Source organism: Luteibacter sp. RCC_6_2 (assembly GCF_041360655.1).
GTDB lineage: Bacteria > Pseudomonadota > Gammaproteobacteria > Xanthomonadales > Rhodanobacteraceae > Luteibacter.
This window is the reverse complement of the sequence record NZ_JBFUPQ010000015.1, coordinates 67,618-79,854: the sequence shown is the minus strand read 5'-3', so window position 1 is coordinate 79,854 and position 12,237 is coordinate 67,618. Positions and strand designations below refer to the sequence as shown.

At 64.8% G+C, this 12,237-nt stretch carries 10 protein-coding genes; 6 read left to right on the top strand and 4 right to left on the bottom strand.

The features are described from left to right. The first annotated feature begins 69 nt into the window (after positions 1–69). From AB6730_RS15950 to AB6730_RS15935, 4 genes are all read left to right on the top strand, one after another. The gene (locus AB6730_RS15950; protein WP_371024595.1) at positions 70–897 is read left to right on the top strand and encodes a S1/P1 nuclease; all 828 of its coding nucleotides are present in this window, start codon (positions 70–72) and stop codon (positions 895–897) included. 6 nt (positions 898–903) lie between these two features. Continuing rightward, on the top strand, positions 904–2,373 hold the full coding sequence (pyk, locus tag AB6730_RS15945) for a pyruvate kinase (protein ID WP_371024594.1): 1,470 nt from the start codon (positions 904–906) through the stop codon (positions 2,371–2,373). A gap of 293 nt (positions 2,374–2,666) precedes the next feature. After that, positions 2,667–3,137 carry an energy transducer TonB gene (locus tag AB6730_RS15940; protein ID WP_371024593.1) on the top strand — a complete coding sequence of 157 codons (471 nt, stop codon included), beginning with the start codon at positions 2,667–2,669 and terminating at the stop codon, positions 3,135–3,137. 106 nt (positions 3,138–3,243) lie between these two features. Continuing rightward, complete coding sequence (locus AB6730_RS15935; RefSeq protein ID WP_371024592.1) at positions 3,244–4,269, top strand: class I fructose-bisphosphate aldolase; 1,026 nt, start codon at positions 3,244–3,246, stop codon at positions 4,267–4,269. An 81-nt stretch (positions 4,270–4,350) separates the two neighbouring features. On the opposite strand, the gene AB6730_RS15930 is transcribed toward AB6730_RS15935, so the two are convergent. Beyond that, a complete protein-coding gene (locus tag AB6730_RS15930; protein ID WP_371024591.1) occupies positions 4,351–4,935 on the bottom strand; it encodes a porin family protein in 585 nt (194 codons plus the stop codon). A gap of 216 nt (positions 4,936–5,151) precedes the next feature. Next, positions 5,152–5,883: a porin family protein gene (locus AB6730_RS15925; protein ID WP_371024590.1), complete on the bottom strand. Its 732-nt coding sequence runs from the start codon at positions 5,881–5,883 to the stop codon at positions 5,152–5,154. A gap of 227 nt (positions 5,884–6,110) precedes the next feature. Between AB6730_RS15925 and tkt the strand changes: the two genes are divergently transcribed. Beyond that, positions 6,111–8,123, top strand: a complete 2,013-nt coding sequence (gene tkt, locus AB6730_RS15920) for a transketolase (RefSeq protein ID WP_371024589.1) — start codon at positions 6,111–6,113, stop codon at positions 8,121–8,123. Positions 8,124–8,231: 108 nt separating this feature from the next. Next, positions 8,232–10,325, top strand: coding sequence for an acyltransferase family protein (locus AB6730_RS15915; RefSeq protein WP_371024588.1), 2,094 nt, complete (start codon positions 8,232–8,234; stop codon positions 10,323–10,325). A 16-nt stretch (positions 10,326–10,341) separates the two neighbouring features. Here the strand turns inward: AB6730_RS15915 and AB6730_RS15910 are convergent, their stop codons facing one another. Continuing rightward, the gene (locus tag AB6730_RS15910) at positions 10,342–10,992 is read right to left on the bottom strand and encodes an HAD hydrolase-like protein (RefSeq protein ID WP_371024587.1); all 651 of its coding nucleotides are present in this window, start codon (positions 10,990–10,992) and stop codon (positions 10,342–10,344) included. Continuing rightward, complete coding sequence (locus AB6730_RS15905) at positions 10,992–12,173, bottom strand: phosphoglycerate kinase (RefSeq protein ID WP_371024586.1); 1,182 nt, start codon at positions 12,171–12,173, stop codon at positions 10,992–10,994. Before AB6730_RS15905 ends, AB6730_RS15910 begins: the two co-directional genes overlap by 1 nt. Positions 12,174–12,237 lie beyond the last annotated feature (64 nt).

The following is a 12,237-nucleotide window of genomic DNA, read 5'->3' as shown; positions in this document are numbered from 1 at the left end:
TGTCATCCGGACCTCAGCCCGGCTGTGGCACACTTGCCCGTTCGCCCGCCCGGAAACGTTTGCTGGTCCATGAAAGCCCTCCATAAGCGCCGCACCATCGCCGCCCTGCTGGCCCTCGCCATTCCCGCCTTCGCCGCCACCGTGCAGGCCTGGGGCGACATAGGCCATCGTATCGTCGCCGAACTGGCCTGGCGCCAGCTGGACCCCTCGGCCCGGGCCGAGGTGACCCGGCTGCTGAAGGCGGACGGTTCCGATTCCCTGCCCGACATCGCCAGCTGGCCCGACCATCTGCGCGACATGCCCGGGAAGGAAGACCTGGGCAAGGCCACCGGACCCCTGCATTACGTGAATTTCCGCGACGGGAAGTGCCATTACGTGCCGCCGCGCGATTGCGCCGACGGCCGTTGCGTCGTCGGCGGGCTGGAGAAGTACGTGGCCATCCTCGGCGACCGGCACAAATCCAATGAGGAACGCGCCGAGGCGCTGAAATTCGTGGTCCATTTCGTCGGCGACGTGCATCAGCCGCTGCACGCGGGCAACCGCGACGACAAGGGCGGCAACGAATACCAGGTGCAGTTCGACGGCAAGGGCACGAACCTGCACCGCGTGTGGGACTCGCAGATGCTCTATACGCGTGACCTCAAATGGCAGGCCTACGCGGATCGCCTGGCCGCCGAAGGCCCGGTGAAGCTGCCGCGCCCGATCGCGCCCTTCGACAACCCGTACGCGCAGTGGGCGGAGGAATCGTGCGCGATCGTGGCCACCCCGGGCTTCTATCCCGACGGCCACCGCGTCGATGACGCCTATGTGGCGACCAACCTGCCGATCGCCGAGACGCGCCTGCGCGAAGCGGCCAAGCGCCTCGCCGACCTGCTCAACAAGACGCTGACAAGGTAATACTCCATGACCGAAATCCAGGTACGCCGCACCAAGATCGTCGCCACCCTCGGCCCCGCCACCGATGCGCCGGGGATGCTTGAGAAAATCCTTGAGGAAGGCGTGGATATCGTCCGCCTGAACCTTTCGCATGGCCAGCCGGACGACCATCGCGCTCGCGCCGCCGCGGTACGCGCGGCGGCCGACAAGGTCGGCCGCGAGGTCGGCATCCTGGCCGACCTGCAGGGTCCGAAGATCCGCATCGAGAAATTCGCGGGTGGCCCGGTCGACCTGATGACCGGTGACAGCTTCGTCCTCGACTGCCGTCCCGACGCGCCTCCGGGCAACCAGACCCGCGTCGGCGTGAGCTATTACGACCTGCCCAAGGACGTGAGCGCTGGCGACATCCTGCTGCTGGACGATGGCCTGGTCGCGCTCGCGGTCGTCGAAGTCGTGGGCAGCGAGATCCGCTGCCGTGTCGCGATCGGTGGCCGCCTGTCCGACCGCAAGGGCCTGAACCGCCAGGGTGGTGGCCTGTCGGTCGCGGCGCTGTCGGACAAGGACCGTAACGACATCAAGCTCGCCGCCGAGATGGGCGCTGACTTCCTCGCCGTGTCCTTCGTCCGTTCCGCCGCGGACCTGCACGAAGCACGCCGTCTCCTGCGCGAAGCTGGCGGCGACGCGGCCATCGTCTCGAAGATCGAGCGCGCCGACGCCATCCCCGTGCTGGGCGAGATCATCGACGCCTCCGACGTGGTCATGGTCGCCCGTGGCGATCTCGGCGTGGAGATCGGCGACGCCGAGCTTCCGGGCCTGCAGAAGAAGATCATCCGCGAATCCGTGCAGCGCAACCGCTCGGTCATCACCGCCACGCAGATGCTGCAGTCGATGGTCACCGCGCCGATCCCGACCCGCGCCGAAGTGCTCGACGTGGCGAATGCCGTGATCGACGGCACCGACGCCGTGATGCTCTCGCAGGAGAGCGCGGCAGGCGCGCACCCGGACAAGGCCGTGGCCGCGATGCGCCGCATCTGCCTCGGTGCCGAGCGCCAGTTCGAGCCGCGCGACGACCTGCGCCCGGACACGCATTCGATCGACCGTTCCGACCAGGCCATCGCCCTCGCGGCGATGCTGCTGGCCGCCCAGGTCGGCGTTCGCGCGATCGTCGCGCTGACCGAATCCGGCGCTACCGCGCAGTGGCTGTCGCGCTATCGCTTCGCCGTGCCGATCTACGCGATGTCGCCTTCCGACATGGCCCGCCGCCGCATGCTGGTGTTGCGCGACGTGCAGCCGGTGGACTTCGAGCAGAGCAACCTCGACCCCGCTCACACCGCCCGTGCCGCGCTCCAGCACCTGTTCGCGCTGGGCAAGCTGACCAAGGGCGACCGCGTGATCCTCACCCACGGCGACCATATCGGCCGGGGTGGCGGTACCAATACGCTGAAGTTGCTGGTTGTCGGGGAAGACGGTATCGCGGATAGCTTGCGCGACTTGTAAGAGGCCCGTCTCTGGCCATAACGGCGGTACGCCACCGTGGAAGCTCCACCGCGAGCTCCGCGGTGAAACTCCGCCTTGTGGGAGCCGCTTCAGCGGCGATCCCGCGGCAGCGGGCAGTCTGGGGCTAGCACCCATCGCCGCTGAAGCGGCTCCCACAAAGGGCTGCCTCAGGGGTGGCTCCTTCACGGGTTCCGTCGGGGGTTCGCAAGGGGAGCAAACACCATCACGAGCCGGCCCAGATCGCCCACCGCACGATTTCACACGCACCGCATCCCCCGGCGGGAGTAAACTCGATGCCCTGGCAAATCCACGAGGGCGTCATGATCCGCATCAGCTTCCGCACCGGCGCCATCGCCGCCGTCCTCCTCCTCGCCGCCGGCACCGCCGCGGCGCAGACCGTGCGCCGCGTCGCCCCCGAGCGCCTCACCGGCTACTGGTTCCTCACCAACAAGACCATCGACGCCGATGTGCCCAACACGGGCAAGAACCTCAACCAGCCCGGTTGTGTCGCCGTCACCTACATGATCGGCTCCGACGGCAGGACGCGAAATCCCACGATCGCGAAGGTCGTGCCGGAAGGCGACTTGGGCCAGGTCGGCGTCAGCATCGTGAAGCAGCTGGTTTACGTGAAGGGCGCGCAGAACGGTACCGCCGAGCCCGTGCAGACCTACTACGTCGCCGGCTTCAACCTGCCCGACGATCCGGCCCGCAAGGCTTCGATCCTGAGCCAGTGCAAGCTGCCCGGGTACGACCAGACCAGTTGATCGCGCCGCACAACGGCGTCCACGGGGTATTCCCATATACTCCGCCGGTTTTTGCATCCGCCCCCCCAGGCTTCGCGGGGCATACCACTACTTCCACGGAGTTGTCATGAGCATCGAAAACCTCGAACAGATCGCGCAGGCGATGGTTGCCACGGGCAAGGGCATCATCGCCGTCGACGAGTCGACCGGCACGATCAAGAAGCGCTTCGACGCCGCGGGTGTCGAGAACACCGAGGAAAACAGGCGCGCCTACCGCGAGCTCCTGCTGACCACGCCGAAGCTCGGTGAGCACATCTCCGGGGCGATCCTGTTCGACGAGACGATCCGGCAGAAGACCAAGGACGGCGTGCCCCTGGTCGAAGCCATGAAGAAGGCCGGCATCATCCCCGGCATCAAGGTGGACAAGGGCCCGGTGCCGCTCGCGGGTTTCCCGGGCGACATGATCACCGAAGGCCTCGATGGCCTGCGTGACCGCCTGAAGGAATACGCCCAGCTCGGCGCGCAGTTCGCCAAGTGGCGCGCGGTGATCAACATCACCGAGGACAACCCCAGCTCCACCGCCATCGAAGCCAACATGCACACGCTGGCCCGCTACGCGGCGCTGTGCCAGGAAGCCGGGCTGGTGCCGATGGTCGAGCCGGAAATCGTCATGGACGGCCCGGAGAGCACGCACGACCTCGACGTCAGCTACGAGGTGCACGAGGCCGTCCTGCGCAGCCTGTTCAACGCCCTGTACGAGCAGAACGTGATGCTCGAAGGCACCATCCTGAAGGTCAGCATGGTGATCCCGGGCAAGCACGCGCCCAAGGAAGCCCAGGCCACGCCGGAAGAAGTCGCCGATGCCACCATCCGCGTCCTGAAGACCACCGTGCCGGCCACCCTGCCGGGCATCGTCTTCCTCTCCGGCGGCCAGACCGACGCCCAGGCCACCGAACACCTGAACATCATCAACCAGATGGGCCCGCACCCGTGGCCGGTCAGCTTCTCCTACGGTCGCGCCCTCGTGGCCGAGGCGCTGAACGTCTGGTCGAAGGACCAGCAGAACAACGTGAAGAAGGCCCAGGACGTGGTCTATGCGCGTGCGAAGGAAAACGGCGATGCCGCGCTCGGCCGCTGGAAGAAGGGCGGCTGATAGCCCCTCCGGTTTCGCCCAGAAAAAACCCGGCGCCGCGAGGCGCCGGGTTTTTTTGTTTCGACCGAAGCCGAAGCGGGCTTAGAAGCGGTATTCCGCCGAGACCGAGGTCATGTTCGTCGACAGGTCCAGGCCGTCCTTCTTCGCATCGTAGTGGTCGTAGTTGATGCCCAGGCTCCAGTTCGGCGTGAAGTCGTAGCCCACGCCCACGCCGGCGTACCAGCTGGTCTTGTCGAGGTCGCGGCGGGTGACGTCGTCGTTGCTGACGCCATGGCCCTTCCAGCCATAGATACCGGCGCGGCCGCTGATGTACCACTTCGGATCGACGTTGAAGTGGCCGTTCACGCCGGCGGTCCAGCCATGCAGTTCCGACTTGCGGCGGTCGACGACGCGGTCGCCGTTGAAGAAGTTCTTCGCGTTGATGTTGCCGAGGTCGTTATAGCCGGCCTCGACACCCAGGGCGGCCCACGGGGTCACGGCCCAGCGATAACCACCGTTGAGCGCATAGCCGGTGTCGTGACCGTCGTAGCGGTCCTTGTCGACCGACGTGCGACCGACATTGCCGTTGATGAACCAACCGCCGGCGCCATTGGCGTCCTGCGCGAAAGCGGGAGCCGCGGCCATGCCGGCGGCGACCAGGGCGAGGGCGATAAGGGTCTTCTTCATGGTGGATCTCTCCTGCTTCTTGTTCTTGTTCGCTGCGCGGCCATGGGGGAATGCCGTATGCGCTGCGGCGCACGAGCGGGGGTGCCGTGCGTAGAACGTTAGATGTGGGGCTGTCCGATAGATTCAATACCGCTTAGTGCAGTATTAAGAAACGATTAAGCCGCGACGGGGGTGGCGTCGCGGCTCTGTCGTTGAAGGACAGTTTTTACGTGAAGCTTAGAAGCGATATTCGCCCGCGAGCGAAACGATGCCGGTGGAACGCTTCAGGCCGCGGGAGACTTCGCCCGTGGTGTTGTTGCGGACCTTGCCGGCGTCGGCATGGAAGTAGTCATAGCTGACACCCACGCCGAAATGCTCGTTGACGTCCCAGCCGGTGCCGAGGCCGGCATACCAGCTGCCGCGATCCGGGCGGCCGCCGCTGGAGAAGCCGAGATCCTGGCCTACGCTGTTGTTGTAGTTCTGGTTGTTGTCATTGGCGCGGAAGTAGCCGCCGTGCGCGCTGATGTACCACTGCGGCACCAGGTTGATCTTGCCGTTGACGCCGACCATCCAGCCACGCAGTGCATTGCGCGTGCCCTTCTGGTCCACGTCCTGGCCCGACTCGAAGACGTTCTTCACGCGATAGTTGCCGAGGTCCGCATAGCCCGCCTCGACGCCGAGGCCGAGGTCCGGACCGACCTTCCAGCGATAGCCGCCGAGCAGGCCGTAGCCCGTGCGACGATCTTTCTCGCCGTGAAGGAAGTTGAATCCGCCGGTGTCGCTGCCGAAGCCACCGGTGTCGCTGCCGTTGGTGCGGCCGACGTTGGCGCCGATGAACCAGTTGCCGCTACCCACGGCCTGGCTGGGCTGGTAGTTGCCGGACACAGCAGGATTGCTGTCCTGGGCGAAGGCCGGAATGGCCGCGAACGAGACGCAAGAAACCGCAAGGGCAAGAGCTGCCTTTTTCATGGAGATGTTCCTCTTCTTTTCGGGGCGGCCACCGTCCGTTTGGGGGATGGGGGAAGGTCGATGGCCGTGAACGATTAGAACCGCCCGTACCTGAAGAGATTCAAAAATCGGTGTTAAAAGATTAAGCCGAGGTTAACTTGTGCGCTGCGGCACGAACGTCCACGACAAGCAGGAACCAATGCGCGACAATCGTAGTTTTTCCGCCGCCTGCTAACTGGAGAACGCCGATGACGACACGCCGCGAACGCGCAAACGCGATCCGCGCACTGGCCATGGATGGTGTCGAAGCCGCCAAGTCCGGGCATCCGGGCATGCCGATGGGCATGGCCGACATCGCTGAAGTGGTGTGGGGTGACTTCCTCCACCATAACCCGACCAATCCGCATTGGCCCAACCGTGACCGGTTCGTGTTGTCCAACGGCCATGGCTCCATGCTGCAGTATGCGTTGCTCCACCTCACCGGCTACGACCTGGGTATCGAGGACCTCAAGCACTTCCGCCAGCTGGGGTTCCGCACCGCCGGCCACCCCGAGTACCACCACACCCCCGGCGTCGAGACCACCACGGGCCCACTCGGCCAGGGTCTCGCCAATGCCGTCGGTTTCGCCATCGCCGAGGAGGTGCTGGCCGCGCGCTTCAACCGTCCTGGTCACGACATCGTCGACCACCACACCTTCGTGTTCGTCGGTGACGGTTGCCTCATGGAAGGCATCTCGCATGAAGTCTGCTCGCTCGCCGGCACGCTGAAGCTCGGCAAGCTCGTGGCCGTCTACGACGACAACGGCATCTCGATCGACGGCGAAGTCCACGACTGGTTCACCGACAACACCGCCGAGCGCTTCCGTGCCTATGGCTGGAACGTCGTCGTCGGTGACGACGACAAGCCGGTGGACGGCCACGACGCCGAAGCGATCAAGAAGGCCATCGCCGCGGCCACCTCGCAGAGCGAAAAGCCCTCGCTGGTGATCTGCAAGACCGTGATTGGTTTCGGCGCCCCCAACAAGGAAGGCAAGGAATCCTCGCACGGCGCGCCGCTGGGTCCGGACGAAGTGAAGGCCGCCCGTGAAAGGCTGGGCTGGAAATACGGTCCCTTCGAGATTCCGGAAGAGATCTACGTCTCGTGGGACGCCAAGGAATCCGGTGCCAAGGCCGAGAAGGCCTGGAACGATAAGTTCGACGCGTACGCGAAGGCGTTCCCGGAACTCGCCGCCGAATTCAAGCGCCGTATCGCGGGTGAGTTGCCGTCCAACTGGAAGGAAAGCGCAGCCGCCTATGTCAAGAAGCTGCAGGCGGAAGGCCCGGTGGTCGCTTCGCGCAAGGCGTCGCAGATGGCTCTCGATGCGTTCGGTCCGCTCCTGCCGGAACTGATCGGCGGTTCGGCCGACCTCGCCCCGTCGAACCTCACCATCTGGAAGGGCTCGAAGAACATCGCCACCGGTGGCGCCGAAGGTAACTACATCCACTACGGCGTGCGCGAGTTCGGCATGACGGCGATCTCGAACGGCATCGCCCTGCACGGCGGCTTCGTTCCCTACGACGCCACCTTCCTCGTGTTCTCCGACTACGCGCGCAACGGCGTGCGCATGTCGGCGCTGATCCCGGCGCATGCGATCCATGTCTATACCCACGACTCGATCGGCTTGGGCGAAGACGGTCCCACCCATCAGCCGGTGGAGCATCTGGGCTCGCTGCGCCTCATCCCGAACAATCGCGTGTGGCGCCCGGCCGATGCCGTGGAGTCGGCGGTTTCCTGGAAGAAGGCTATCGAGCGCGCGGGTAACCCGTCGTGCCTGATCTTTTCGCGCCAGAACCTCAAGCACAATCCGCGCACCGAGCAGCAGGTCGCCGACATCGAGAAGGGCGGCTACGTCCTTTGGGAATCGCAGGAGAAGTTCAAGGCGATCATCATCGCCACCGGCTCGGAAGTCGGCATCGCCGTCGAAGCCGCGCAGGCACTGGGCGACCAGGGCGTGCCGGTCCGCGTCGTCTCGATGCCCTGCACGGAAGAATTCGACGCCCAGCCGATTGAATACCGCGAAGGCGTCCTGCCGTCGTGGTGCCGTGCCCGCGTGGCGGTGGAAGCGGCCAGCGTCGACTTCTGGTCGAAGTACATCGGCCTGGACGGCAAGGCGGTCGGCATGACGACCTTCGGCGCCTCCGCCCCGATCGACAAGCTGTATGAACACTTCGGCATCACCACCACGGCCGTGGTGGATGCGGTGAAGAGCGTGATCAAGTAAGACGAGCGAGGCCCCCGGAAGGGGGCCTCGTTTTTCAGGGACCTTGATCAGGCAAGCCATGTCCTGAAAAAAAGCTGCTAGTCTTCGCGGCCCAGGAGCATGACTGTCATGAAGACGACCTCCCATCGCGCAACGTACCTGCCTTACATCGACGGTCTCAGAGCGATCGCCGTTCTCGCTGTCGTCTTGTACCACCTCGCTCCAGAGGTGCTTCCCGGTGGCTTCGCTGGCGTCGACGTATTCTTCGTCATCTCTGGATTCGTCGTCACGATCTCCTCGCTGTCCCGGGGAAGCAATTCGCCGCTGACGTTTCTCGGCGATTTCCTCGCACGCCGATTCCTGCGGATTCTTCCCGCGCTCGTCGTTTGCCTGCTCGTCACGTCGTGGGCATCGGCACTATGGATTCCCGCGTCTTGGCTGAGTGATTCCATTCCCCGGACAGGTCGCCTCGCTTTCTTCGGGATGAGCAACATCGAGCTCGCCCGGAACGCCAACGATTATTTTTCACCTGTCTCCACGTTCAATCCGTTCACGCACACTTGGTCGCTCGCGGTCGAGGAGCAGTTCTATCTCGCCGTGCCTTTGCTCCTATGGGGTTGGACTTGCGGTGGTCGATGGAGGATCGGTGCTGGCGTCATCCTGGCGATGGCGGCAGTGGCTTCCGGTGCTTATGCGTGGATGGGTGGCAACCAGGGTGGCGCGGCCTATTACCTGCTCACTACCCGGTTCTGGGAACTGGCGGCGGGTGTCGCGCTTGGTTGGCTGTTGGGAAATCGCAAGGATGTTAGTTCCGCGCATGGACCGTTGGAAATGCTCGGAACATGGACACCTCCGGTCGCGCTCATCGCCCTTGGTATCGCATTCGCGTCCAGTCGCCCCGACTCGTTCCCTGGGCGGGGTGCGTGGTTGCCCATGGTAGCTACTGCGCTCCTGATTGCCGCGTTGCACGGGCAGGGAGCGCGGCGGTGGTTGGGGCGACTGCTCGGCATCGAGCCACTGCGACGCATCGGAGAGTTGTCTTATTCGCTCTACCTGTGGCATTGGCCCATCTTCGTCTTGTTTCGCTGGACCGTCGGTTTAGAGGGTCCTCTTCACATGCTGTCCGCGTTGATGTTGTCGTTCGGACTGGCATGGGTATCGCAGCGTTTTATAGAACGACCTTTCAAGGCATCGCCAGGGGCGCGTCGCCCAGCCCGGACGATAGGATTTGGTGTTCTTGCCGTCGCGATCGCAGCCTTCACCGCACAGACACTGCAGAAACAGCAGCATCGGATTTCCCCAAGCGTGGTGGCGAAGGAGCGTGCCGATTGGTATCCATCACGCGCGTTACGACTACGATCGCCAAGCGGATGTTCTGTTTCCCCCCATCGTGTCGACCTCCCGCTGGGATGGCATCAGACTTTCGAACGCGTCGGATGCCCGGCGGCGGTATCCGCCCCCAAGGTCTTCGTCGTAGGGGACTCGCACGCACTGGCATACGGTCCTCTCTTCGCACGCTATGCCATGGAGACAGGTGCGACCGTAACCGTCTACAACAACGGCGGGTGCCCGCTCCTGAGCTTGCAAGGGAGCCGCGAGTCCAGCGCACACTGCATTGAGGCCGCCGATCTTGCCATCGCGGACCTGTTGCCCCGCCTCGGGCCGTCCGACGTCATCTTCCTTCCGTCGCTGCGGGTGCCCAGGTATGTCGAACAGGGTTGGGTCATGTCCGATGAGACCGTCGTAGCGCAGGTTCATGGCGCCGAAGCTCAAGCCTCACGGCGTGCGGCGTCGCTAGTGGCGGTAGCCTTGCTTCATCGACTCAGGCAGACGGGCGCCCATGTTTCGATTCAGGCCCCCAACCTCTTGCTCAAGGCACCGTTATTTCGCTGCGCGGACTGGTGGAACAGGGGCAATCCCATCTGCGAAGCCGGTACGTCGACGCTTCGGGAGGAGTTCGAGGTGCTTCGTGCTCCGGTACTTGCGGACCTGGAATCACTCGCCAAGGCAGACGATGACGTCACGATATTCGACCCACTTCCATCGCTATGTCCCGAAGGGACGAGGCTATGTGATGGGTTTCGCGATGGCCGGCCGTTGTTCTTCGATGGCGACCACCTCAGTGCCTATGGGAGCCAGGTGATCTACCCTGCATTTGTCGCATCCATGTGGGCGGCTCGACCAACGCGTGGCGAAGTCCCCTCTGGAACGTCGCACCCGTAACGGAACCCGTCATGCGTCAACCTGGAACGAGCATCCCCGCAACCGCCACGATCTCGGCCGGCTTTTCGATCACCTTCCAGGCGCCCGCGGTCTCCAACTCGTCGCGATCGCCAAACCCCCACAGCACGCCGAGGCCACGAACACGATTGGCGACCGCGCCTTCGATGTCGAAGCGACGATCGCCGACCATGATCGTGTCGTCGGCGGGGTGGTCGAAATCGGCCAGTGCCGCTGCGATCATCTCGGCTTTCTCGCTGTGCGCCGTCGCAGGGCCGGGGGCGTAAAGGCGTTCGAAGAGATGGCCGAAGGGGAGGTGGGCGAGGATGGGTTCCGCGTGTGCACGCACCTTGCTCGTCACCACCGCCAGGCGGTGGCCCGCGCCGGCGAGGGATGCGATGGCATCCGCGATGCCGTCGTAGGCCGTGTGCTCGGACCAGCCGATCTCACGGAAACGCTGGGAATACGCGGCGACCGCCGCTTCCACGCGAATGCTGTCACCGTCGAGGACTTCGCCAAAGCTGACCCGCAGCGGCGGACCGATCCAGGAACGCAGTGCCGTGTCGTCGGGCGCTTCCGCGCCGACGCTCGCCAGCGAATGGCGAACGCCAGCGAAGATGCCGATTTCCGAGTCGATCAGGGTGCCGTCGAGGTCGAAGAGGATCAGCATTACTTGCTATCCGCACGGGCCTGGAGCGCGGCGACTGCCGGCAACTCCTTGCCTTCGAGGAATTCAAGGAAAGCCCCGCCGCCCGTGGAGATATAGGAGACACCGTCCTCGATGCCGTACTTGTCGACCGCTGCGAGGGTGTCGCCACCGCCCGCGATCGAGAAGGCTTTCGACGCGGCGATGGCGCGTGCCAGCGTCTCGGTGCCCTTGCCGAAGGCATCGAATTCGAACACCCCGACCGGACCGTTCCACACGACCGTGCCCGCCTTGGCGATCAGATCCGCATAGCGCTTGGCGGTGTCGGGGCCGATGTCGAGGATCATCTCATCGTCGCCCACCTGGTCGACGGCCTTCACCGTGGCCTTGGCGCTGGCGGAGAACTCGGTGGCGACGACGACGTCCGTCGGAACCGGGACCTCGGCGCCGCGCGACTTGGCGTCGGCCATGATCTTCTTCGCGGTATCGAGCAGGTCGGCCTCCACCAGGGACTTGCCGACCTTATGACCCGCGGCGAGGATGAAGGTATTCGCGATACCGCCACCCACGATCAGCTGGTCGACCCGGCCAACGAGGTTCTGCAGCAGTTCGAGCTTGGTCGAGACCTTCGAGCCGGCGACGATCGCCAGCAACGGGTGGTCGGGGTTCTCGAGCGCCTTGCCCAGCGCGTCGAGTTCCTTCGCGAGCAGCGGGCCGGCGGCGGCGACCGGTGCGAAGCGGATCACGCCGTGGGTGGACGCCTGGGCGCGGTGCGCGGTACCGAAGGCGTCCATGACGAAGACGTCGCAGAGGGCGGCGTACTTCTTCGACAGGGCTTCGTCGTCCTTGCCTTCGCCAATGTTCATGCGGCAGTTCTCGAGGACGACCACTTCGCCATCGGCCACGTCGACGCCGCCGAGGTAGTCGCGGACCAGGCGCACGTCTTTCCCGAGCTTCTTGCCCAGCCATTCGGCCACTGGCTTTAGTGACGAAGCCTCGTCGAACTCGCCTTCCTTCGGCCGGCCCAGGTGGGAGATGACCATGACCTTCGCGCCGGCGTCGCGCGCGGCGACGATGGTGGGCAGGGCAGCGTCGAGGCGCTGCGTGGAGGTGATCTTGCCGTTCTCCACGGGAACGTTGAGGTCTTCGCGGATCAGCACGCGCTTGCCGCGCAGGTCGAGGTCTTGCATGCGGGTGACGGACACGGTGGACTCCAGCTCTGGGTCGAGGGAAACGGATATTGTCCGCGCAAGGCATCCCCGCCGCCAC